This window comes from Qipengyuania citrea, assembly GCF_009828015.1.
GTDB classification, from domain to species: Bacteria; Pseudomonadota; Alphaproteobacteria; order Sphingomonadales; family Sphingomonadaceae; genus Qipengyuania; species Qipengyuania citrea.
The window spans coordinates 47,888-69,086 of the sequence record NZ_WTYG01000004.1; the positions used below are offsets into that span (position 1 = coordinate 47,888).

Below are 21,199 nucleotides of genomic sequence, written 5' to 3' on the forward strand. Positions count from 1 at the left end.
TCCGGCTTTTTAGCCCTGCGCGTTTGTCCATGCGCCCATGGAGCCCAGATAGACGTCGAGGTGTTTGAAGCCTTGGCTTGCGAGCCAGCCCGCTGCTACGCTCGCCCTCATGCCGCTGGCGCACATCAAAGTGTAATGACGGTCGCGATCGAGCTCTTTCCAGCGGGTGTTGAGCTCGCCGACATAGACATGTTCGGATTCATCGATGCTGCCTTGCTGCCGTTCGTCAAGGGCGCGCACGTCGAGCAAGGTCCAATCTTCGCTGTCCTCAGCGAGCCTGCGTGCGACTTCCTCGGTGTCGATCATGGCAATACTTTGCATCGCTTTGCCCTGTGCGGCGGCTGGGATCACGCCGACATAACCGCCGACAATATTATCGAGACCAATGCGCACCAAATGCGCCATAGCTTGAGCGAGCTCGTCTTCTTCGGAAGCGATTAGGGCTATCGTGTCGCCTTCGCTGATGAACCACCCGGCAAAGGCGGGTATCATTCCCACTGGAAGGCACACGGCACCCTGCATATGACCGGCGGCATAGGCGAGCGGCTCGCGTACATCGACCAGGTGATCGGCGCCGCTCTCGCCGAGGTCTTCCAGCCCCAGAAGCCTTGGCCGCATGACTCGCGGCGCGGCATTGGCGCCTTCGAGATTGAGCCGCTCCATTAGCCGAAAATAAGGTGGCTGGTAATGATGCTCTTCTACCTTCGCCTTGATGAACTCGTCGCGGTCAGCAATGCGCAGCCGCGGGTTGTTGCGCCGCTCATGGCCGATTGTCGAGAATTCCCGGTCTGCCATTTCGGACCCGCAAACTGATCCGGCACCGTGCGCCGGGTATATGATTGTCTGGTCACCCAGAGCGCAAATCTTTTGCAATGAATCGTACAGGAGGCCCGCGACCTCCCGCGCGCGCTCGGGATAGAAATCGGTTCGGCCGACGTCGCCCACGAAGAGCGCATCGCCGGTGAACACGCCGACCGGTCCTTCGGGATAATCGTCGTCGTGAAAGACGAAGGCGAGATGATCGTCGGTGTGACCGGGGGTTTCGAGCACTTCGACCCTGATCTTACCGATCTCGAAAACATCGCCCTCTCGCGCGGTGTCGGCGAACACAACCTCATCCGCAGGGTTTGGACCGTGCAGAACCCGGGCGCCGGTCATTTTGGCCAGTACCGGCGATCCCGTGATGAGATCCTCATTCCTGTGCGTTTCGAAGATATGCGTGATCTCCAGCCCTTCGGCGCGGGCTCGCTCGAGATATATCTCGCAGTCGCGGCGCGGATCGATGACCGCTGCCTTGCCCTGCGAACCGATCAGATAGGAAAGGTGCGAAAGGCCGGGGGTCTTTATCTTCTCGAGCAGCATATCTTACCTCGTTGTTTGAATGTTTCCGCAAGTCCGCATCGATCTAGTCGATCCCGAGTTCGGCCTTGAGCGCCGAGACGTTCTCGAAGCGGTCTTCTTCTGGCCGGGCGATAGCGGGTTTAGCGTTGACCCAGGTGTTCTCGCAGACGAATTCGAGCATCGCTGCCGCGAGGTCGGCGTGCCTGCAGCGAAAGCAATCTTGGGCAAGGCGCTCGTCGGTAATGACGGCTTCACCCGTATAGGGTTCGTCGAGGAGCCAGCCCGGTCGCGCAGCCGTCCATTTCAGGCCTTTCGCGCGCTCCAGAAGATCTTCCATGGCGCGCATCTGTTCGAGAATATTGTGCAAGGCTGGTCTTGCTGTGAGCTCGAACCATGCAGGAACGCTGGGCTGCGGCTCTACGAACGCCGCCGATATCACGACGATCCGGGAAATGCCGGTCGCCGACATCGCTTCCACAAGCCTGCGGGTTCCCTCCGTGTAAAGCGGAGGCGGATCGATCGCCGTGGATGGGCTAAATCCTATACCGAGTGCGGAAATAACAGCACGGCAACCTTCGAGCTCGCTGCTGAAGTCGTCATTGAGTACATCGCACTGGAGGTACTCGACGTTGTCGACCCGGTCCGATGGTTCGGGCAAGGTGTGCTCGAACGCTCGAACTTCGATGCCCTTGTGAACCGCATGGCGCAGTATTTCCGTGCCGGTCTTTCCTCCGGCACCGAAGACCGCAAGGGGGGCTGCATCGCTCACAGGCTCAGCTTCCACTGTAGCACCTCATTATAAATTCGGCCGCGCGTGCCGGGCCGAACATGATCATAGAGCGGGCACCGACGCACGCTGGCGCCCGCTCGCTCGTGTTCACGCCTCGCTGTTGCCGCAGGTCGTGTACCCCCAGAACCCGAACTCGTCCTTCATCCGGGGGCCGGCGACGATGAGTTCCTGCATCTGCAGGCCCGCGTCTCCTTCGTCATCGAGAAGGCGCGTGCGGATACGAAGCTCACCATTCGCATACTCACCCGAGGCGCTTGCTGTGACAGGGATCAGCTTGCCGTTGATCTTGATCGCGCCGCCACCGCTGTTGTCGTAGACGAACGACGGAAACGCGACCTCAGTCAGGCGAAACTGACACGTGTTCTCGGCTCCCAGCGTGGCGAGGTCCGCGTCGCTCATGGTCTCGGGCAGCATGAGGCCCGGGCTGAGGTTGGCAAGAGCGCTCGCAGCACTCTCTATCGGCGCCGCAGTTGCCGGGGGATCGAGCTGTGCTTCGCGATCATTGCCGACCGCGGTATTGGTGTTGCAGGCCGCCAGAGGGAGGGCTGCAAGCGTCAGGATTGCGATCTTGTTCATTGCTGCATCTCCTCGGGCAGGCGTTCTTCGGTGCGCGGACCGTTTTCCTCGATGTCCTGGATGAGATATTTCATCTCGGCGATCTCGCGCCGCTGCGCGACGATGATGGCCTGCGCGAGTTCGCGAACCCGCGGATCCTTCAGGCTCGCCCTCTCGCTAGTCATGATCGCGATCGAGTGGTGCGGGATCATCGCGGCCATGTATTCGGTATCGTCCACCGTGGTCTGGCTGCGTACGAGCCATAGCGCGAGCGCGAAGACGACGGCTCCGACACCCAAGATGATGAAGTTCTTGGTCCGGTCCTTGTACATGCCCCACATGAAGAGAAGCATGACCACCATCATCATCGCGCCCATGACGAACATCATCCAGAAGCGCGTCTCGCTCCAGAAAACGTCGTCCATGTCGAAGCTGTTGGCATACATCAGGAAGAACATGATCACGGTCGAGGTCGATACCATTGCCATGAACCGCCAGTAGTTGCCGCCCCCTCCACCTTTTTCGTGTGCATCGTGCCTAGCTTCAGCCATATCAATTCTCCTTTTCGCTCATGGTTTGATAGACATATTGGGCGGTGCAACTGATCATCAGGAACCCGGTAAGGGCGGCGATGCCGGAAATGGCGCGCATGTGCCCGGCGGGCAGAATATCGCCGAGACCGACCGTCGAGATCGTGATCAGCGCGAAGTAGTAATAATCCATCCAGCTGTTGATGACGTCCTTCTCGAGCCCGCCAAGGCCCCAGACGGAAGCGAGATACATTCCGCCCGCGAATATGCCGGCGATGACCAGATGGCTGAGAAGAACGAGGCTGGAGCCTGCAAGCAGCCGGAAATGGCGTGGGTCCTTGCCTGGCGGAGAAACGGCTTTCGCCCCGCGCAGCATCAACATGTGGAAGTAGAGAGAGATCGCGAACAGCGCGAAACCGAGAAGCAGTGCCCAAATCATAGCGAGACCCAACCCAGGGCCTTGGCACCCATCCAAAGACCCATACCGATCATGAACAGGTTCTCGGTCAACGATACGAAGCCGAGCGGCACGTTGCTGCTTCCGCCGACGCAAGCGCATTTCAACTCGCGCTTGTCGATGTAGACCGCCTTGAACACGCTGACCGCGCCGACCGTCCCTATGAACAGCGATACCGGAACCGAGACGATCGGAAGCGCGTGCGCGACCATTAATATTCCAGCCAAACCCTCACCGAACGGATATAGAAATCCATATCGTACCCAGCGTCGCGCCAGCAGATCGTAGTTGAGGAACATGGTCGAGAAGCTGCGCACGTCCTGCAACTTCTGGATCGCGAGCAAGGCCATCGATAGGCTGACAAACCATTCGACCGCTTCCACCGTGAAAATCGTGTCGAAAACGTACCAGCTAATTGCCAGACCCAGGAGGAAAGCGACGCCGAAAATGGCAATGACGGGCTGGTAGCTGGTCTCGTCATCACCGGCTTGCGTTCTTTTCTTGCCGACATGCTCACGGACATCGTCGTAACCTCCGATGCGCTTCCCGCCGATGAAGGTTTGGGGGGTGGTTTCTACCCCATGCTGCTCTTTGAACGCATCGGTCTCCTCGCGCGTTTTCAAATGGTGGTCGTCCACCTCGAAACCTTCGCGTTTGAGCAAATCGACCGTTTTCAATCCATACGGACAAACGTGGTCCGGCATGACCATTCGGTAAACGGTGGCAGTTTTAGTCGTCACGATATGCTCCGTCTTGAATTTCTTTTGATCCGCGAACTTGGCGCCTCGATCCTCGTCGGCTTTTGGTCGCTGCCTTTGCGCTCGTGTTCTACTAACGGGGTCACCGCCTCTCTTCCGCCGGTCTTTCTGAAGCGGAGTCCATCGCTTGCGAACGCCTGGACAAATAGAACCATTCGGCGATGAAAACGGCGGCAATGCCTGCGACCGCATAGGCGACGACCGCAGGGTCGGTTTTGAGCTTGGCGAAGGCAAAAGCTGTCAGGACTACGCTGTCCGCCACGAGTGCCGACCATAGCACCCAGGCACGCGCACCGATCTCTTCCCGCAAACCGCGCAGCACGCCCCAATGCACAAGCATGTCCATTACGAGATAGAAAAATGCTCCGAGCGAAGCGATCCGCGACAGATCGAACAGGACCGCGAGCGTGCCGGCAATCACTACGGTATAGACCAGCATGTGACTGCGGATCGGTCCGCTCATGCCGAAATGGCTATGCGGGATCATCTTCATCTCGGTCAGCATCGTCAGCATTCGCGAAACGGCGAAAACACTGGCGATGACACCCGAGGTCGTGGCTGCGATCGCGATTGCGACTGTGAAATAGAAGCCAAGCTCTCCGAGCGCGGGGCGCGCAGCTGCCGCAAGAGAGTAATCGCGCGCCTCGGCTATTTCTGAAGTGCTGAGGCTGGCGCCGACCGCCACCGCGACGAGAAGGTAGACGACCACGCATACTGCGATCGAAATGATAATGGTTCTGCCGACATTCCGATGCGGATCGATGATTTCGCCGCCGCTGTTGGTGATGGTGGTGAAACCCTTGAAAGCGAGGATCGAGAAAGCGACCGAAGCGAGCAACGCGTCGAGGCCCGAAAGCGCGACCGGCTCTGCGAAGGCACCGCCTGAAAATCCGGTGGCCCAGATCGCCGCAATTGCGAACAGGGCGATGCCGCCGATCTTGATTGCCGACATAATGAGCGAAAACCCGCTGACCGATTTGTTGCCGGCAGCATTCACGAAATAGGCGAAAACGATGAGGGCCAGTGCCGCGACGGAGACCAGAATGCCGCTGCTTTCGAGCCCAAAGGGCCGCAAGGCATAGGTCGCGAAGGTCCGAGCGACCAGGCTTTCGTTGATGACCATCGACAGCGCCATCAGGAGCGATGCCGATGCTGCAACGACGCCCGGTCCGTAAGCCTTCTGAAGGATCATCGCGATGCCGCCAGAGGAGGGCCAGCGGTTCGACATCTTGATGTAGCTGTAGGCGGCAAGCGAGGTAACCAGCGCGCCGACTATGAAAGAAAGCGGAAATAACGGTCCAGCCAGTTCGGCAATCTGGCCGGTCAGTGCGAAGATACCTGCGCCAATCATGACGCCGGTCCCCATCGCGACACCGCCCAGCAACGTTATCGAGCCCGCATTCTCGCTATGTTGATCGTCGCCATCTGTCTGCAAGTCTTTCCCCTGTCTATGTCATCCCGTCCGAGAAGCATCACGACAAGCAGTACGTTGGGCAGAGGTTCACCCCTTAAAAAGATCCAGCATTTCTGACCGAGCTTTTGACTATCGCATTTCTCCTATTTCGTGCGTGCTGCAATCATACAAATTGGAAGGGTCCGGGACTGTGGGGGCAGCCAGCCCGGACCCGGCGAGAAGTTCGACAGGCTTCTGTGTCGCTTCCCGCAATTAGTCCTCATCGCCTGCAACCTTTCATGCCGACGCATGGAGTGGCTTCACCCCCTTACGGAAAGGACGCGAAGACGCTCTGTCCGGTTGGGCCAAAGGCGATGACGTCGTAAGGCTGGATCCGGTTTCCGGCCTCCATGCCGGGCGATCCCAGAGGCATTCCCGGAACCGCAAGGCCGGCAACGCCGGCGGGCCGCTCGCGCAAAAGCTGGTCTACTGCCTCGGCGGGCACGTGACCTTCGATGATGTATCCATCGACCTCCATCGTGTGGCACGACCACAATTCTTCCGGTACGCCGCGCGCTGTCTTGATCGCCGCCATGTCGTTGCTATCGACCGATGCCACCTTCGCGTTCATCCCATCTTCAAGATGGCCTGCCCAGTTGAGACAGCATCCACATCCGGGGTCCCTGAACATCGTATAGGTCGCTGCCTGAGCCACGTTCGAACAGGCTGCCAGCACGAGCAAGGCCACGCCGCTAATCGGTCGCCGGAACAGGGCAGGCTTTTTCCAGATCATTGTGCAATTCCTTTCTTGTATCCGCGCCATAGCGAGATCGTCCCGGTCACCGTCGGGAACCGGTGGAGCAGGCATGGCTCGGTGAAGATTTCGGCGAACAGTTTTTCGACTTCGCCGTCGGCGCTGGGCTGCGTGTCGCTAATGCCGTCAAGCGACTGGACGGTCGCCCGGAAGAGGCTCCGCATGAGTGGGCTATCCTGCTTCATATAATCGGCGATCAAGACGGTTCCGCCTGGCACGAGCAAGCTTTCGATGGTTTCCAGGATTGCCTGCTTCTTGCGCAAGGGAACCTGGTGAAGGACGAGGCTGCTGACGATCTTGTTCGGCTGCCACCCTGCGGGCAGCTCGAGGCTTTCGAGAAAGCCATTGTGCCATTTCACGAGATCGGCTCCCGCACCAAACTTGCGCCGCGCAAGCGCGAGCGCCTCTTGGTCGGGTTCGACACCGATCAGACCCGCTTCCGGACAATCCGTCATCAAAGCCTTGAGAAGAGTGCCGGTTCCGCTGCCAACATCGATCACCCGGTCGCCGGGGATAAGGTGCAGTTCTTCGACAATCCTTTGTCGCCAGAGATGTTCGCGGGTGAACAGACCGATCGCCCGGTCGTAAAGGGGCGTCAGAAAGCTCTTGCCAAGAAGAGGCGTAAATTCGCCGTGATCTTCAGATGCGGTGATATTGCTCACGAGTTGGTTCCCATTCATCCCGGGTTCGACCCGATTCTGACAGACCCGTCTCGGTTACGTATGGCGGTGGACATTCCCTCAAAAAAAGAAGTTTAAGGGATTGTGCAGGCGAGCGCGTATAGGACACGTGCAACCCACAGGAGTTTTTCGGATGCGTGACAATCACTCTCTTGATGCGGTGCTCGGAACGCTTTCCACCACCGCCGCCAACGAGGTCCCAGCCGACTTCATGGATGGCGTTTGGCAGCGCGCCGGACAGCTTGGCGAAATCGCCGACCGACGCCGCCGGACGGCTCTGTTCGTCGGTCTGTTCGTCGTCGGGCTTGGAGCTGGCGCCGGAACGAGCGGTTGGCCCGGCGGCTATGGCACGTCTTCCGCGTCATTTGGCGAGAGTCTTATCCTCGGCGAACAGCTGTCCCCATCGGCGCTCCTCCATGTGGAGCAATAGGGTTTGAAGACGACGCATATCGTTCTCGCGGTGCTTCTCGCAGCACTTGCAGGATGCCTCGGCGCGATTGCCGCGGACCGCTGGGCCAATCACGAGGCTGGCTCCGGCCTCCACGATTTCGTGCACGACGAACTCACCCTGACGGCCGACCAGGAGCAGCGTCTCGATGCGCTCGAGGCTCGTTTCGCTGTCGAAAGGGCACGGCTCGAAGGATCGGCGCGTGCAGCCAATGCCCGGCTCGCCCAGGCGATGGAAACCGAGCATGAGTACGGTCCCGAGGTCTCGGCCGCGATCGACGAGGTGCATGCACGCATGGGCGATCTGCAGAAAGCAACGGTGCGCCATGTCTTCGACATGCGCGAAATTCTCGAACCCGAGCAGCAACGCCAGTTCGACCGCAAGGTCTCCGACGCCTTGACCCGCGACCCTCGCGACTGAAGCGCCATGTCGGGGGCGGGCGACAATCCGGATGAGGCCCTTGTTTCGCAGGCGAGGGCTGGAAACAAGCGGGCTTTCAGCCAACTCGTCGAGCATGAAACTGGTCGGCTTCTCGCGCTCGGGACACGCATGCTTTCCTCTCCTTCTCAGGCCGAGGACGTTGTTCAGGACAGCCTCGCTTCGGTGTGGCTGACGCGCCATCGGCTTGATCCAGACAAGCCGATCGGACCCTATCTGACAACCGTCGTCCTCAACCGCTGCCGGGACCGTTTGCGCAGGCGCAAGGTCGCGGGCTTTTTCGGACTGTCGGGTGATGACGAACTCCATTCCATCGCCGACGATTTGCCTGGTCCTGAAGCGTTGGCCGTTTCCAGGGAAGAGCTCAATCTCGTTCAGGCCGAGATCGCGCGAATGCCTGTAAGGCTGCGCGAAGCGCTTGTGCTCGTGACCATCGAGGGGCGTAGCCAGGCCGAGGCGGCCGATCTTCTCGGAACGACCGAAAAGGCGATCGAAACCCGCGTATATCGCGCGCGCAACAGGCTGAAGGAGCGCTTCGAAAAACTTTGAGGGGTTGGCTGGGCGCGCGCGTAAGTAACGGTAAACGCCAAGTCAGGAGCCCTTTATGATCGCCGTCAATCGACGCAAGTTTCTCGGAGCCGGAGCAGGAGGAATGGGTCTGCTCGGCCTTGCCGGGGCGATGCCTGCCTGGGCACGGGGCGCGGACATCCTCGCAGGTAACGCCCGCAAGGGGCTGGACGAGATATCCGGCCCCAATATCGACCTCACCGTTGCCCGATCGGCCTTCGCGACCGGCAACAGGCGCGGCGGCGCGATCGCCGTCAATGGCACGATCCCCGGTCCGCTGTTGCGATTGCAGGAAGGCACGACCGTCCGGCTCAATGTCCATAACCAGCTCGAGGAAGATACCTCGATCCACTGGCACGGTCTGCTCGTGCCGTTTCAGCTCGATGGAGTGCCTGGCGTGAGCTTTCCCGGCGTCAAACCGGGAGAGACCTTCACCGCCGAATTTCCGGTTCGCCAGTCGGGTACCTACTGGTGGCACTCGCATAGCGGCCTGCAGGAACAGGCCGGGCATTACGGCGCGATCGTGATCGACCCCGCCGGACCCGATCCGGTCCAGGCCGACCGCGAATATATCGTGGTGCTGAGCGAATTCAGCGAAATGTCGCCCCACACGATTTTCGACAAGCTCAAGAAGGGCGAAGGCTACTTCAACTACAACCAGAACACCTGGACCGACGATTACCCGCTTTCGGGCGAGGATCGCCGGATGTGGGCGAAAATGCGCATGATGCCGACGGACATCCTCGACGTGTCGAGCGCGGCTTATACCTATCTTCTGAACGGCCATGGCCCGCTCGACAATCTGGAATACCTCTTCCGCCCGGGCGAACGCGTGCGGCTGCGCTTCATCAATGCCGGCGCCATGACCTTCTTCAATATTCGCATTCCCGGCCTGCCGATGACCATCGTTCAGGCGGACGGGCAGAACGTCGAGCCGGTGGAGGTCGACGAGTTCCAGATCGGTGTGGCCGAGACATACGACGTCGTCGTGACGCCGGGCGCGCAACAAGCCTACACGCTGGTCGCGGAGTCGATGGACCGCTCGGGCATGGGTATTGCCACACTCGCGAGCGCGCCCGGCGCTCGCGCCGCCATTCCGCCGCTGCGCGATCCGCCGCTTCTGACCATGGCCGACATGGGCATGAGCGGCATGGACCACGGCTCGTCTGGCGATGCCGGCATGTCGGGCATGGACCACGGAAGTGGCGGCGACATGGCGGGGATGGATCATGGTTCGTCCGGCCAATCCGAGATGGCAGGCATGGCCGGCATGTCGGGGATGCAGATGCGCGACACGTCGCTTCTGCCGCCCGATGTGAAGGTCGGGCCCGGTCTCGACATGGTCTCGATGAACCCGGTCGACCGCATGGGCGATCCCGGCATCGGTCTCGCCGATGTGCCGCATCGTACGCTCGACTATCGCAAGCTGCGCGCTCTGACTCCACACCGCGAGGGCCGCACGCCGTCCCGGCGAATGGAAATTCATCTGACCGGCAATATGGAGCGCTACATGTGGTCGTTCGACGGCAAGAAGTTCTCCGCCGTCTCAGACGAGCCGATCCGTTTCGCCTATAACGAGCGCGTGCGCGTGAAGCTCGTCAACGACACGATGATGGCGCACCCCATTCACTTGCACGGTCATTTCTTCGAGCTGGTCAATGGCGCGCCGGCCGATCGTCAACCGCTCAAGCACACGGTAATCCTGCAGCCGGGTGGCAGCGCGCAGTTCGACCTGACGGCGGACGAGCCGGGCGACTGGGCCTTCCACTGTCACCTTCTCTACCACATGCATGCCGGGATGTTTCAGATCGTCACGGTCGCCAATCCCGACGGGAGCGAAGCATGAAAATTCGTATTGCCAGCCTGCTCGCATCGGTCGCAGCCGGCTCAGTTCTCGCCTCCCCCGCGGCGGCACAGCATGCCGGTCATTCGCCGACGGAACCGCAGCAGAGTGTCGAGGCGCAGTCTGACGCGAAGACGAAGTGCGAACTAGAAGCCGAGCGCCATCGCGCAAAGGGGCATCCCGTAGCAGATGGAGCATGCGAACCGGCTGCTCAGCCTGAAGCCGCCATGGACCGCTCGCAGATGGATCATTCAACCATGGATCATGGTTCGATGACCGCTCGGGACGGTCATTCTGGCATGACAATGCCGATGGACGCTGCCCGTCCACAGGCATCGCCCGAAAGTCATGACGGAATGGATCACGGCTCTATGCCGCAGGGCAAGCCTGCCGAAGGCGCGATGGATCATTCGCAGATGAATCACGGCGAGATGGGACAGGCGGAAGCCAGTTCGTCGATGGACCATGGGCAGATGGATCACAGCCAGATGAGCCATGGGGAGACGCCTTCGCAGGACATGCAGGGCATGGACCATTCGGCGATGCAGATGGGCGCGGACGATGATATCCCGCTGCTGCCGCCTCCTCCAGAAGCCGGGAGCGGCCCCGCGCGCGCGGCGGTCGCCATCTGGGGCGAGGAAGCCATGAACGAAGCGCGCCGCGAGCTTGTCCGCGAGACCGACGGAGGAATGCGCTTCTGGTTTCAGGGCGATCGGCTCGAATACCGCGCCCGCGAGGGGAAGGATGGATATCTGTGGGACATCCAGGGCTATTATGGCGGCGACATCGACAAATTCTGGTTCAAGTCAGAGGGGGAGGGCAGCTTCGGCGAACCCATAGAAGGTGCCGAGGTTCAGGCGCTCTGGAGCCGCGCCATTGCGCCCTTCTTCGATTTCCAGGCGGGTGTTCGCCAGGACCTCACCGGTCCGGAGCGCACGCACGCGGTTATCGGCATACAGGGCCTCATGCCGTACCGTTTCGAGGTCGATGCTGCGGCCTTCGTGTCCACCAAGGGCGATGTGACCGCGCGGATCGAGGGCGAACTCGACCAGCGCATCACGCAGCGGTTGATCCTCCAGCCCAGAGCCGAACTCGCGCTTTCTGCGCAGGACATTCCCGAGCTGGGCATCGGTGCCGGTCTTGATCGGATCGAGGCGGGCCTGCGTCTACGCTACGAGTTCGCACGCGAATTCGCACCCTATGTCGGCGTTTCGCAGGAATGGCGCATCGGCGACAGCGCGGATTTTGCGCGGGCCGCCGGAGAGGATCCGAGCGTCACCAATTATGTCGTCGGTGTGCGATTCTGGTTCTGAAATTTCAAAAAGGATAGAACTTCCATGACCAAGACTTTGACACGCATCGCGGCGACTGCGCTTGTTGCCACGCTGATACCGCTGCCAGCCTTCGCCCAGCAGATGGACCACTCTTCCCATGCGAACCATCAGATGCACGCGATGGACGCTTCGGCGGACGATGTCGCGGGCGCTGAAGAAACCCTCAAGGCCTATCGCACCGCTCTTGAAGCGCGCGACGCGCAGGCAATGCGCGCGCTCTTCACCGAGGACTCGGCCATCTTCGAGAATGGCAAGGCCGAAGGAAGTTTCGCGAATTACATGGAGCATCATCTCGGACCCGAGCTCGACGCGATCGTGAGCTTCACCTTTACCGACCCCACGCTGACCGTCACCCGGATGGGGCACATGGCCCATGCCTATGAGACGTATGGCTATCGTATCGAACTTACCGATGGCCGGGTGATCGAGCGCGACGGCGTGGCGACATCGGTGCTTGCTCACGATGCGGACGGGTGGAGAATCGTCCAGTACCATTCCTCGTCGCGCGCGCCGCGCAACTGATTACGGCTTTCGAAGAGGTAGCACCGGTTGGCAACGCCGTCGCTGAAGCTGCGCTTGCATGTGCTCGGCAGCAAGATCCACAAATGGCTGGCGATTTTCGTCGGTGTCCAGGTCCTCTTGTGGATGGGAACCGGCGCCCTCATGTCGTTTCTCGACCTGGAAGAAGTTCGCTCCGAACATGTCGTTTCGCGTGAACGAGAGGCGCTACCCGCCGACGCCCCGCTCCCGGCCTGGGTCGCAAGCGACGGTACTCTTGCAGCGGTAGCGACACGTTCGCTCGACGGCGATGCCGTGACCGAGGTCCGAAAGGTCGACGGTAGCGTGAGCCTCCACGATCCGGTGACAGGGCGCAAACTCTCCCCCATCTCTGCTGCGACGGCAAGATCCATCGCGTTGCGCGCATGGACCGGACCGCGCACGACGATCGAAGGCGCGCGGCTCGTTCACGAACCGGTGGGAACCGAGTTTCGCGGACCATTTCCGGCCTGGCAGGTCACCTATGCTGACGAGGCTTCGACGCGCATCTACATCGATGCCAGCAGCGGCACGCTCGGGGCGGCGCGCAGCGATACATGGCGCCTGTTCGATTTCATCTGGGGCCTGCACATCATGGATTGGACCGAGCGCGATCGCATCAACAGTTGGTGGCTGCTCCTGTTCGGTATTGGCGGCACGATCATAGCCCTGTCGGGTTTCGTCCTGCTGGCGAACCGGATGCCGAGGCTGCGTCGTCGCACAAAGAAGAGCAAGCTCGCCTGAGCCCATGGGGCTTATTCGCGTGGGCGCACTGGGCCAGGAGCCGAATGCGTTCGACGATCGCGATCGAGTCGTCAGCAGACGTGATACGGCGGACGCACATCTGTCGCACCAATACCATCAAATTAATGTGAGGGGCACGCGGCTGCCGTGCGTATCAGGCACATAGGTCGCACTGCAACTGCCGGGCCGGGAGATATACGAGACATGAAAGCCCCCTCATTTTTGGCGCTGCTCGCCGCAAGCCTGCTCTTCGTCGGACCCGTTCAGGCTCATGGCGACGAAAAGCACGGCGAACAGGCGAGCGCCGCGCCTGCTGCCACCAATGGCGATGCGCACGACCAGGCGGCCATGGCGCAGATGGGCGAGACTGCCGATGCTGGCGAGTCGTCCGGCGCGCACGACGAAGCGGGCGGAGGCCATGACGAGGCCGGTGGCCATGCGGATGTGGGCGAGGCCGGACTCATGGCCGTAATGAAGAAGCTGCATCCGGCAACGATCCATTTCCCGATCGCCTTGTTTCTCATGGCTGCGGCCACCGAATTGTTCGTGATGCGCCGGAAAGGAGCGGGCCTGGAAAGTGCGGTGCGCGTGCTTGTCTACGGCGGAGCCATCGGCGCGGTGGTCGCAGTCCTGTTCGGATGGATTCACACCGGGCTGTGGTTCGGCGGCGACACTGTCATGCAGGTGCATCGATGGAACGGTATGCTGATCGCGGTTCTCGGTATTGCGATGGCGTATCTCGCGAGCAGGCCGAGCCAGAGCCGTGCATGGTTGCGCGCCTCGATCTTCTCCATGGCGGCACTCGTTCTCATCCAGGGCTTCCTTGGCGGCGAGCTCGCGCATGGACCGAACCACCTCGGTATTTCCTGGCTCTGAAGGAGTTGAAAAGCATGCGTACTTCCAGATTGAATGTAGCGATCGGGTTTCTCGCGATCGCGCCCTTGATGTCCGCTCTTGCTGCTTGCGACGAGGCGCAGGAGAGCACACCGATCACCGAGGTTTCGCCTATGGGCGAAGCTGCGGTGGTGGCTGGCACGGCACCCGAGCCGGGCCTCGCCGATCCGGCAGCCTCTCCCTCCGAAGATGAGGCAGCGACTGCGCGGCAGGACGCTCTTTCGACAAATGGCGCCGCGCCGACCGCCTCACGGCCTGCTGCCTCTCCCGCATCACGCGCAACTGCCAAACCCGCAGCGCCAGCAGCGGGCACGCAACCCGCGAGCGAAGCGACCCAACCCGCCGATCCCCATGCGGGCCATGACATGTCCTCGATGGCCGATCACGACATGGAAGGCATGTGATCGGACGCGTTTCCCGGTGACACAGTTATTCAGGAGAGACCCTCGGCAAGAAATCGCAACGAACAACGCAAGATCAGGAAAGGACGGCCCCGCCTCCCCCCGAAGCCCTGCGGGTCGCAGGTGCCCCCAAGGGGTCGTTCAGGAACCCCGCGTGAAGACCAACCCGCGCGGGGTTCCGTTTGCCCGGCTTCGCTGTCGCCGTGCCAGGCGCATCCCGGTAGGGCTTTGTGCTATGTGAGCAGCGTGCAGACGATCGCCTCGTTGGTTATGAAAGGAACCGCATATGTCGGAAACGGGAAAAGCCGGGGCGCTGTCGCGCTGGGAAGACGAAGGCGGGGCATTGCCCTGCGGGCCGCAGGAAGCGCTCGCTGCCGATTGCGAGAAATGGGATATTCCGCCACTTTCCGATGCCGAGATCATCCAATTGCGCATCAGGGTGATCGCCCTTGAGAACATGGTGCTCGGCCTTCTGTCGAAGGCCAGCGCCGATCAGCTTGCAGCAATCGAAGAAATCGCGGAATTCATATCCCCGCGTGCCGATGCGAAGCCGCATCCGCTTACCCTGCATGCCGCCACCCAGATGGAGCACTTCGTCGAGCGCGCCCGGCGGCTTCGCGAGCAACCCACCGCTGATTGAGCGACGCATGACCGGGCCACGAATGCTGGCCTTCCTCGCCGCGGCCCGACCGATGATCCGAAAAGAGTGCGATGGACCTCGATACGCTTCTCATCCGCTATTTTGGCACTGCCGATCCTGGAGCGATTGGCGCAGAAACCTTGGCCTCGGGGATCGAGCGATGCCAGGTCGATCTCGGTCTGGAGCAGGACCGGGGAAAACGCTTTGCCCTGTGGGCCATGCTCTACCTGCTCGGGTCTGCCCCCGACCTCGACGTGGCCTTCGAGAACGAGGAAGACCGGGAAGCAGCCCGCAACTTCATGGATCTCCTGGCGGCATCGGAAGGCAATGAGGTAAGCTGATTGCAGCAGGGTCCTGGCACCTTCAGACCCGCACCCGATACCCATCCGGCTTTCTTCGCGAACAGTCCTGAACCAGGTCAGCTGAGGAGCCGCAACCCGTTCCTTTCCGGCCGTGTTGGCGGCTTCGCCGCCTGCCCGCACCACCCGTCATGAACAGGTTTCCCTTCGGCCCTTCAGGCCTGCGGTGCAGTCCTCCCATGCCCTGCTTCTTCTGGATGTTCGCAAGCCGGAGATGGTCTCCGGTTTGAGGAACTGAAGGAATTTGATCATGACCAATATCGCAATCCTCACCGGCCGCATCGCCCGCGATCCCGACACCCGCGAGACCAAGGGCGGCACCAGCGTCACCGGGATCACTGTCGTCACCGATCGTCCTGCACGCGACAAGGACGGCAAGACCTACAAGGACGAGAACGGCTACACCGCCAAGGACAGCGAATTCCACCGTGTGACCTGCTTCAACGGCCTCGCCAAGACCGTCGGTCAGTATTGCTCGAAAGGCCAGCTGGTCTCGGTCCAGGGCCGCATCCACTACACCCAGTGGGAAGACCAGGACGGTGTGACGCGGTATGGCTCGGAGATCCTTGCCGACAAGGTCGATTTCCTCTCGCGGGCCAATGGCGGCGACAACCAGGACGCTCCTCCGATCGACTGATCCGGCGCCATCGAACCAGCCATAGGAGGCTCTGCCGGAAACGGCAGGGCCTCTTTCGCTGTTCACACGTCCTTCCGCTCGTTCTTCTCTCCAGGGATTAGCCAGGCGCTGCCCGGAGGGCCCGACCCATTATGGCAGCGATCATCTGAAACGGTCGTTTGAGGTGGACTGGATTGGCCTTGTCCGTCGTCAGAACATTCGGCACAACTCGCGGCGTAGATTAGCGGAGTGCGGACCTCGTCAGGGGGTTGATGTTAGGCGGCGAACTTGCGGTGCTGCAAGCGCCGATGTTCGATGGTCTGTCGCTTGATCCTTTCGCGCAGTTTGATGATTGCCGGAGCCCTGCCGAAGTAGGCGTCGGCAGGCGTCACATTGGCCAGGCTCTCGTGGTATCGCTGGTGATTGTAGTGCTCGACGAAGGCCTCGATGTGAGCTTCGAGGTCGCCGGGCAGGAAGTAGTTTTCCAGCAAGATGCGGTTTTTCAGGGTCTGATGCCAGCGCTCGATCTTGCCCTGGGTCTGCGGGTGTAGCGGGGCACCGCGCACATGGCTCATCTTCAGGGCCTCGATGTATTCCGCCAGTTCGCCGGCGATGTAGCTGGGGCCATTGTCCGACAGCAGCCTTGGCTTGTGCAGCACCGTGGCGCTGTCGCAGCCCGATGCGGCCAGTGCCATGTCCAGCGTGTCGGTCACGTCCTCGGCGCGCATGTTGGTGCACAGCTTCCAGGCGATGATGTAGCGTGAGAAGTCGTCGAGCACGGTCGACAGGTACATCCAGCCCCACCCGATAATCTTGAAGTAGGTGAAGTCGGTCTGCCACATCTCGTTCGGCCGGGTGGTCTTGGTGTGGAACTGATCGGCGGCCTTGATCACCACATAGGCCGGGCTGGTGATCAGGTCATGGGCCTTCAGAAGGCGGTAAACCGTGGCTTCCGACACGAAGTAACGCCTTTCGTCGGTAAAGCGCATCGCCAGCTCCCGTGGGCTCAGCTCGGACTGCTCCAGTGCCAGTTCGATGATCTGATCAAGGATGTCAGGCGGGATCCGGTTCCACACGCGGCTCGGTGCCGATGGCCGATCTTCCAACGCCTCCGGTCCGCCTTCGAGGAACCGGTCGTACCAGCGGTAGAACGTCCGGCGTGCGATCCCCAGCTTGTCGAGGGTGAGCTTCGCCGGCAGATGCGACTGCTCGACGATCCGGATGATCTCGAGCTTCTCGGATGCGGGATATCTATCATCTCGATGGGCTGATCGAATCCGTCCTGCCGTTCGCCGAAGAAAAGCTCGAAGAGATCGAGGGCAGAAAGGCGCGCGAGGCAGCCCGGCGCAATCGGCGCGGTGCACCGAAGCGGCGCTTGAAGCTGGTCCACAGCAAGGAAGGCGACGACGAATAACGAGATTGCGCCGTAGCTCAGCGGATAGAGCCCCTGGTTGCTACGTAGGTGGGTGGTTGGCACCCCTATCTACGGCCAGGGAGGTCGCGGGTTCAAGTCCCGCCGGCGCACCCACCTTTAGGGCCGTCCCTGCAGTCCCGTTCGCGCCTGGCTTAGAACGATGAGATTTTCCGGCTCGGCCGCGAACCAGGCGTAGCTTCCCCATGCGAGGCTATCGACTGTCTTCTTGAACGGTCCGGCGCTGCGATCGAGATAAGCGGTCACGAAGGCGACGTGCTCGGCCGGGAAGCCTGATTCAGCGACCAACTTTTCGAGCGCCTCCTTGCGGCGCTCGCTCACCGGTCCATCGGTCGCCACGACCTCGATGAAAACGAGAAGAGGATGGGTCGGCTTCAAATCGACCAGGATCATGTCCGGAAGGTTCTTGTCGGCCTGGATGGCAAGGCCGATCGATCGCGCCAGCTCGTCGTCGCGCTCGACCACCTTATTCCCGCTCTCGCTCAGAAAGACGACTGCAGGCTCGCCTAGATAGCTTGACGCAAAAACCTCTAGCACCGCCTTGCTGATCGCCGAACTCGGACCCGGCTTCATGCGGCGCGTTTCCCCATTAGGGAAAGTGACGAGCACCTGATCGTCGCTCATGCCCGCGCCCCGGCGCACGATAGCCATTCTGGCGAGCGCACCGGGATTGAGAAGCTCGCTGCGCCAGGCTTTGATGCGCGTTGCGAGATCTTCTCCAGTGAGCGCGGGATCGAAAAGCGCGGCGAAGCCCGGCGTCAAGGCATAGCGCGGCTTGCTCGATGTCGTCGGAAGGTCGGTTCGCTCGCTCACCGCGCCGATCGCCACAAGACCTTCGCGGAGCGTCTCGTCGCGGATCGGCTCGCGCGTGTTGTCCTGATACCAGCGCTGGCCCTCAATCGCGCTGCCGGGACGCAGGACACCGGTTGCATAGGCCGCACGGCTATCGTCGTCGGTCAGCGCGGCCTGTTCGTCCGTCATGCGGTAGATATGCTTTGGCCCTAGCAGCGTGTCGCCGCCTTCGATCGCCTCGATGTAAAGCGCCACGAAAACAGTGCTCGCAGCGAGCATACGGGTCAGATAGACGCGGTTGGGCGCGCCATCGGGAAAAATGGTCTGCAGCCGCTCATGGACGGCATCGCGGTCGAGCAACGGTTTCATACAAACTGCTCATAGAGCTTTGCCAGCTCGGCCTCGATCTTCGCACCGCTCGCACCGCGCCGGACCATTCGCTCGATGCTGAGCATGGAATCAGGCGAGGGCAGGGGTATCGCCTCCAGCTCGAAGGCCGATACCGCCACGCTGCCATTGATGCAGCGGAACAGCTTATCGATAACTTGGCTGTTCAGCACGGCCGCAACCGTCGCCGGGGATAGCGCTGGCCGGGATTTAGGCCGAACCATGTTCAAATGGTTCTCGACGACGACACCACCATGATCCTCGATGAAGTCGGCGGGAAGCTCGGCCGCGATCAAGCGGCGTGCCTGCTCTTTCGCGGTCGTGCGCTGCACCAGAACACAGGCCTGATCGACCAAGAGCCATCCATCGCCGCGCTCAATCTTAAAATAAGGCGCGTGATTGCGCTTCTCGGCCCGGTAGATGAATTGGCCGTCGGCCGTCACCGCTTCCGCCCATAAAAGCGGATGCACATTGCGGCCGGGGCGATGGCGCATCTGACCTTTGAAGCGATTCCACACCAAAGGCCCGGTCGAGACGGTATAGCCCCAATCCGCCAGGCGAGCGGACATCTTCTCGGCAGCGGCAATCAATGCGCTATGATCCGGCTCGCGCGGCGCAAGCCACGGTTGCGAGGCGGGGGAGGGCAGGCCAATCGTACCGTTCTTGATCACCCGTGCCTCGCGCTCATTCGCGACATGGACGTAGTGAACTTGGGCGCGCGCAGGTTTGGCACCGCGTTTGTAGACGGCAAGCAGAGTCTCCTGCAGCACGTCCTCGAACACGCCGCGCCGCGCATGGACGAAATCGATCGCCACGGGCGGCGCTTCATCGGCGATCAGCGCGCGCAGCGCGGAATAGTATTGGCCAGAGAGAAAGCTGGTAGGAGTGAGATAGGCGATCACGCCGCCTCGTTTCACCCATCGCATGGCGATGTCGGTGAACACGCCGTAGAGGTTGGCATGTCCGTAAAGCCCGCGCGCGAACCGCTGGCGCTGCTCCGGCGTCAGCCGAACGCGGCCATAGGGCGGATTGCCGATCACGATGTCGAAGCGAGCCTTTGGAGGCTCTTCCAGCGTATCGGCAACCTGCGTGACAATCGGCGCGGGCAAACCTGCAGCGGCGGTCACATCGGCCAACAGCAGTTCGATCGCGTTCTGGCCTAGTCCGGCCGCATAGGGGTCCAGCTCCAAGCCTCTCAGGCGTGCGCCAATCTGTCGAAGCACGAATGCCGGGTCGGCAGAGGGGAGGGCAGCGATCATCCGCTCGGCTGCAGGCAACAGGAATGCCCCACCGCCGCTGGCGGGATCGAGTACGCGCGCCGTGCTCCAATCGGCACCCTGTTCTTCGGCCATGTCGAGCAAGCGGTTGGCCAGAGCCGGGGGTGTGTAAAATGCTCCGAGCGCACCGCGTTCGCGTGCCGCCAAGAGCACGGTGTAAAGCCCGGTCAGAAAATAGGCCGCTTCATTCATCGGAAGTGGCGCGGTCTCGCGGCCGATCGTCTGCGCCAGCTCGGCAATGGCAGGATCGAGCTGGCCGTAAGGCTGCGCCAGAGGCGGGCTAAGGCGTGCATGTGGCCGCGCGTGCTGCTGGTAGGCTTCGATCGCCTGGCGCGTGAACAGCGCGGCTTGGTCTCGCCGCCGTGGCTCGGGTAAGGTCTGCGCCCATGCACGAGCGAGTTGGCGCGCGCGCGTCAGTTCGTAACGCTGCTGCTCTAGGTCTGCAGGTTTGCGAAACGATGATGCCGGGGCAGGGCGCGCGCTGCGCGCGAAAGAAGCTGGCTTAGACAAGTTCGAGCTGCACGCGTCGTCCCACAACTGCAGCGGCGCGCTGCAACGTCTCGATCGTGACATTGCCGTCCTGCGGGTCGAGCACCCGGTCAACCTGGGTGCGGCTTGTGTGCATCATTGATGCGAGGCGGCTTTTGCTGAGCTTACGCTCCTTCATCGCCTCGGTGAGCTGCCAGGCGATAGCTTCCTTGATCGCCTTCGCCTGAAATTCGCCAAGGACGCCTTCCTCTTCAAGAAAGCTGTCGAGCGTCGATCCCCGATGCTTGTTCTCAGCCATTTTCAATCTCCTTCTGGCGCTTGCGCGCCAATGCTAAATCGGGCGGCGGGGTCTTCTTCGCCTTCTTGATGAACCCATGCAACGCATACAGCTCGCCAGCGTTGAAACAGAACATCACCCTGGCAATCGTGTTGTCCGCTAGGTTTGTGCGGACCTCGAATAATCCTTTTCCCATCGGTCGCACCAGCGGCATTCCGATGGGCCATCCATACTGGACCCGCATGAGATCGAGTCCGATCGCGCGCCGATGCTCCTCCGGCAATTCGACCAACCAATCCCGGACCGGCTCATTGCCGCTCTCGGTCTGGTAGAACACCAATTCGATCTTTTGGGGCGAACTGGTATCCATCAAGTTTCTTCTCCACCAACTGCACCATATATAGTG

General features: G+C 61.3%; 25 protein-coding genes, 1 tRNA gene and 1 pseudogene. 13 read left to right on the forward strand and 14 right to left on the reverse strand.

Annotated elements, in window-relative coordinates:
* Positions 1–9: 9 nt before the first annotated feature.
* The 9 genes from GRI55_RS12180 to GRI55_RS12220 all read right to left on the reverse strand — a co-directional run bounded on the left by GRI55_RS12180 (position 10) and on the right by GRI55_RS12220 (position 7,318).
* The gene (locus tag GRI55_RS12180; protein ID WP_119511736.1) at positions 10–1,362 is read right to left on the reverse strand and encodes an MBL fold metallo-hydrolase; all 1,353 of its coding nucleotides are present in this window, start codon (positions 1,360–1,362) and stop codon (positions 10–12) included.
* A 43-nt stretch (positions 1,363–1,405) separates the two neighbouring features.
* Complete coding sequence (locus GRI55_RS12185) at positions 1,406–2,110, reverse strand: NAD(P)-dependent oxidoreductase (protein ID WP_119511735.1); 705 nt, start codon at positions 2,108–2,110, stop codon at positions 1,406–1,408.
* A gap of 108 nt (positions 2,111–2,218) precedes the next feature.
* Positions 2,219–2,707 (reverse strand): DUF6692 family protein, encoded by a 489-nt coding sequence (locus GRI55_RS12190; RefSeq protein WP_009823998.1) that lies wholly within the window; start codon positions 2,705–2,707, stop codon positions 2,219–2,221.
* A complete protein-coding gene (locus GRI55_RS12195; protein WP_008603933.1) occupies positions 2,704–3,168 on the reverse strand; it encodes a DUF305 domain-containing protein in 465 nt (154 codons plus the stop codon). The genes GRI55_RS12190 and GRI55_RS12195 overlap by 4 nt, the downstream gene beginning before the upstream one ends.
* A gap of 70 nt (positions 3,169–3,238) precedes the next feature.
* The gene (locus GRI55_RS12200) at positions 3,239–3,655 is read right to left on the reverse strand and encodes a potassium channel family protein (RefSeq protein ID WP_008603934.1); all 417 of its coding nucleotides are present in this window, start codon (positions 3,653–3,655) and stop codon (positions 3,239–3,241) included.
* Positions 3,652–4,383 (reverse strand): glutaredoxin family protein, encoded by a 732-nt coding sequence (locus GRI55_RS12205; protein WP_009823997.1) that lies wholly within the window; start codon positions 4,381–4,383, stop codon positions 3,652–3,654. The genes GRI55_RS12200 and GRI55_RS12205 overlap by 4 nt, the downstream gene beginning before the upstream one ends.
* A gap of 130 nt (positions 4,384–4,513) precedes the next feature.
* Complete coding sequence (locus GRI55_RS12210) at positions 4,514–5,866, reverse strand: APC family permease (protein ID WP_009823996.1); 1,353 nt, start codon at positions 5,864–5,866, stop codon at positions 4,514–4,516.
* 286 nt (positions 5,867–6,152) lie between these two features.
* Entirely contained in the window at positions 6,153–6,617 is a 465-nt protein-coding gene (locus GRI55_RS12215) for a DUF411 domain-containing protein (protein WP_160767363.1), read from the reverse strand.
* Entirely contained in the window at positions 6,614–7,318 is a 705-nt protein-coding gene (locus GRI55_RS12220; protein WP_160767364.1) for a class I SAM-dependent methyltransferase, read from the reverse strand. Before GRI55_RS12220 ends, GRI55_RS12215 begins: the two co-directional genes overlap by 4 nt.
* A 133-nt stretch (positions 7,319–7,451) precedes the next feature.
* Here GRI55_RS12220 and GRI55_RS12225 point away from each other — a divergent pair, with 133 nt between their 5' ends.
* From GRI55_RS12225 to GRI55_RS12280, 12 genes are all read left to right on the forward strand, one after another.
* A complete protein-coding gene (locus tag GRI55_RS12225; RefSeq protein WP_160767365.1) occupies positions 7,452–7,748 on the forward strand; it encodes a hypothetical protein in 297 nt (98 codons plus the stop codon).
* Positions 7,749–7,751: 3 nt separating this feature from the next.
* On the forward strand, positions 7,752–8,186 hold the full coding sequence (locus tag GRI55_RS12230; RefSeq protein WP_009823993.1) for a Spy/CpxP family protein refolding chaperone: 435 nt from the start codon (positions 7,752–7,754) through the stop codon (positions 8,184–8,186).
* A gap of 6 nt (positions 8,187–8,192) precedes the next feature.
* Positions 8,193–8,753 (forward strand): RNA polymerase sigma factor, encoded by a 561-nt coding sequence (locus GRI55_RS12235; RefSeq protein WP_151884812.1) that lies wholly within the window; start codon positions 8,193–8,195, stop codon positions 8,751–8,753.
* Positions 8,754–8,808: 55 nt separating this feature from the next.
* Entirely contained in the window at positions 8,809–10,617 is a 1,809-nt protein-coding gene (locus tag GRI55_RS12240) for a copper resistance system multicopper oxidase (protein ID WP_054523313.1), read from the forward strand.
* Complete coding sequence (locus GRI55_RS12245; RefSeq protein ID WP_160767366.1) at positions 10,614–11,927, forward strand: copper resistance protein B; 1,314 nt, start codon at positions 10,614–10,616, stop codon at positions 11,925–11,927. The genes GRI55_RS12240 and GRI55_RS12245 overlap by 4 nt, the downstream gene beginning before the upstream one ends.
* Before the next feature lie 24 nt (positions 11,928–11,951).
* The gene (locus tag GRI55_RS12250; protein WP_082851464.1) at positions 11,952–12,470 is read left to right on the forward strand and encodes a YybH family protein; all 519 of its coding nucleotides are present in this window, start codon (positions 11,952–11,954) and stop codon (positions 12,468–12,470) included.
* Between the two features lie 27 nt (positions 12,471–12,497).
* Positions 12,498–13,229 carry a PepSY domain-containing protein gene (locus GRI55_RS12255; RefSeq protein WP_160767367.1) on the forward strand — a complete coding sequence of 244 codons (732 nt, stop codon included), beginning with the start codon at positions 12,498–12,500 and terminating at the stop codon, positions 13,227–13,229.
* A gap of 204 nt (positions 13,230–13,433) precedes the next feature.
* Positions 13,434–14,105: a DUF2231 domain-containing protein gene (locus GRI55_RS12260; RefSeq protein ID WP_054523316.1), complete on the forward strand. Its 672-nt coding sequence runs from the start codon at positions 13,434–13,436 to the stop codon at positions 14,103–14,105.
* A gap of 14 nt (positions 14,106–14,119) precedes the next feature.
* Complete coding sequence (locus GRI55_RS12265; protein WP_156502108.1) at positions 14,120–14,527, forward strand: hypothetical protein; 408 nt, start codon at positions 14,120–14,122, stop codon at positions 14,525–14,527.
* Between the two features lie 283 nt (positions 14,528–14,810).
* Entirely contained in the window at positions 14,811–15,164 is a 354-nt protein-coding gene (locus tag GRI55_RS12270) for a hypothetical protein (protein ID WP_010240464.1), read from the forward strand.
* A 71-nt stretch (positions 15,165–15,235) separates the two neighbouring features.
* Complete coding sequence (locus GRI55_RS12275; RefSeq protein ID WP_054523318.1) at positions 15,236–15,505, forward strand: hypothetical protein; 270 nt, start codon at positions 15,236–15,238, stop codon at positions 15,503–15,505.
* Between the two features lie 268 nt (positions 15,506–15,773).
* Entirely contained in the window at positions 15,774–16,160 is a 387-nt protein-coding gene (locus GRI55_RS12280) for a single-stranded DNA-binding protein (protein ID WP_054522840.1), read from the forward strand.
* 254 nt (positions 16,161–16,414) lie between these two features.
* On the opposite strand, the pseudogene GRI55_RS12285 reads toward GRI55_RS12280, so the two are convergent.
* Positions 16,415–17,401: pseudogene (locus GRI55_RS12285) on the reverse strand (IS3 family transposase); the annotation flags it as partial.
* 158 nt (positions 17,402–17,559) lie between these two features.
* Here GRI55_RS12285 and GRI55_RS12290 point away from each other — a divergent pair.
* Positions 17,560–17,667 (forward strand) — tRNA-OTHER (locus GRI55_RS12290).
* Between the two features lie 3 nt (positions 17,668–17,670).
* Here the strand turns inward: GRI55_RS12290 and GRI55_RS12295 are convergent.
* Genes GRI55_RS12295 through GRI55_RS12310 form a run of 4 tightly spaced genes read right to left on the reverse strand, consistent with a single transcriptional unit; the run spans position 17,671 to position 21,163 of the window.
* Positions 17,671–18,732 (reverse strand): BsuBI/PstI family type II restriction endonuclease, encoded by a 1,062-nt coding sequence (locus GRI55_RS12295; RefSeq protein WP_160767368.1) that lies wholly within the window; start codon positions 18,730–18,732, stop codon positions 17,671–17,673.
* On the reverse strand, positions 18,729–20,537 hold the full coding sequence (locus GRI55_RS12300; protein ID WP_237452530.1) for an Eco57I restriction-modification methylase domain-containing protein: 1,809 nt from the start codon (positions 20,535–20,537) through the stop codon (positions 18,729–18,731). The genes GRI55_RS12295 and GRI55_RS12300 overlap by 4 nt, the downstream gene beginning before the upstream one ends.
* Positions 20,530–20,814: a helix-turn-helix domain-containing protein gene (locus tag GRI55_RS12305; protein WP_160767370.1), complete on the reverse strand. Its 285-nt coding sequence runs from the start codon at positions 20,812–20,814 to the stop codon at positions 20,530–20,532. Before GRI55_RS12305 ends, GRI55_RS12300 begins: the two co-directional genes overlap by 8 nt.
* Entirely contained in the window at positions 20,807–21,163 is a 357-nt protein-coding gene (locus GRI55_RS12310) for a type II toxin-antitoxin system RelE/ParE family toxin (protein WP_160767371.1), read from the reverse strand. Before GRI55_RS12310 ends, GRI55_RS12305 begins: the two co-directional genes overlap by 8 nt.
* Positions 21,164–21,199 lie beyond the last annotated feature (36 nt).

Bases quoted from the DNA above. Each gene is read 5' to 3' on its own strand.
- GRI55_RS12270 (WP_010240464.1), top strand. From the start codon at position 14,811: ATGTCGGAAACGGGAAAAGCCGGGGCGCTGTCGCGCTGGGAAGACGAA.
- GRI55_RS12190 (WP_009823998.1), bottom strand. From the start codon at position 2,707: ATGAACAAGATCGCAATCCTGACGCTTGCAGCCCTCCCTCTGGCGGCC.
- GRI55_RS12265 (WP_156502108.1), top strand. From the start codon at position 14,120: ATGCGTACTTCCAGATTGAATGTAGCGATCGGGTTTCTCGCGATCGCG.
- GRI55_RS12310 (WP_160767371.1), bottom strand. From the start codon at position 21,163: ATGGATACCAGTTCGCCCCAAAAGATCGAATTGGTGTTCTACCAGACC.
- GRI55_RS12295 (WP_160767368.1), bottom strand. From the start codon at position 18,732: ATGAAACCGTTGCTCGACCGCGATGCCGTCCATGAGCGGCTGCAGACC.
- GRI55_RS12205 (WP_009823997.1), bottom strand. From the start codon at position 4,383: ATGGTCATGCCGGACCACGTTTGTCCGTATGGATTGAAAACGGTCGAT.
- GRI55_RS12305 (WP_160767370.1), bottom strand. From the start codon at position 20,814: ATGGCTGAGAACAAGCATCGGGGATCGACGCTCGACAGCTTTCTTGAA.
- GRI55_RS12200 (WP_008603934.1), bottom strand. From the start codon at position 3,655: ATGATTTGGGCACTGCTTCTCGGTTTCGCGCTGTTCGCGATCTCTCTC.
- GRI55_RS12220 (WP_160767364.1), bottom strand. From the start codon at position 7,318: ATGAATGGGAACCAACTCGTGAGCAATATCACCGCATCTGAAGATCAC.
- GRI55_RS12240 (WP_054523313.1), top strand. From the start codon at position 8,809: ATGATCGCCGTCAATCGACGCAAGTTTCTCGGAGCCGGAGCAGGAGGA.
- GRI55_RS12235 (WP_151884812.1), top strand. From the start codon at position 8,193: ATGTCGGGGGCGGGCGACAATCCGGATGAGGCCCTTGTTTCGCAGGCG.
- GRI55_RS12245 (WP_160767366.1), top strand. From the start codon at position 10,614: ATGAAAATTCGTATTGCCAGCCTGCTCGCATCGGTCGCAGCCGGCTCA.
- GRI55_RS12225 (WP_160767365.1), top strand. From the start codon at position 7,452: ATGCGTGACAATCACTCTCTTGATGCGGTGCTCGGAACGCTTTCCACC.
- GRI55_RS12280 (WP_054522840.1), top strand. From the start codon at position 15,774: ATGACCAATATCGCAATCCTCACCGGCCGCATCGCCCGCGATCCCGAC.
- GRI55_RS12180 (WP_119511736.1), bottom strand. From the start codon at position 1,362: ATGCTGCTCGAGAAGATAAAGACCCCCGGCCTTTCGCACCTTTCCTAT.
- GRI55_RS12195 (WP_008603933.1), bottom strand. From the start codon at position 3,168: ATGGTATCGACCTCGACCGTGATCATGTTCTTCCTGATGTATGCCAAC.
- GRI55_RS12250 (WP_082851464.1), top strand. From the start codon at position 11,952: ATGACCAAGACTTTGACACGCATCGCGGCGACTGCGCTTGTTGCCACG.
- GRI55_RS12260 (WP_054523316.1), top strand. From the start codon at position 13,434: ATGAAAGCCCCCTCATTTTTGGCGCTGCTCGCCGCAAGCCTGCTCTTC.
- GRI55_RS12275 (WP_054523318.1), top strand. From the start codon at position 15,236: ATGGACCTCGATACGCTTCTCATCCGCTATTTTGGCACTGCCGATCCT.
- GRI55_RS12215 (WP_160767363.1), bottom strand. From the start codon at position 6,617: ATGATCTGGAAAAAGCCTGCCCTGTTCCGGCGACCGATTAGCGGCGTG.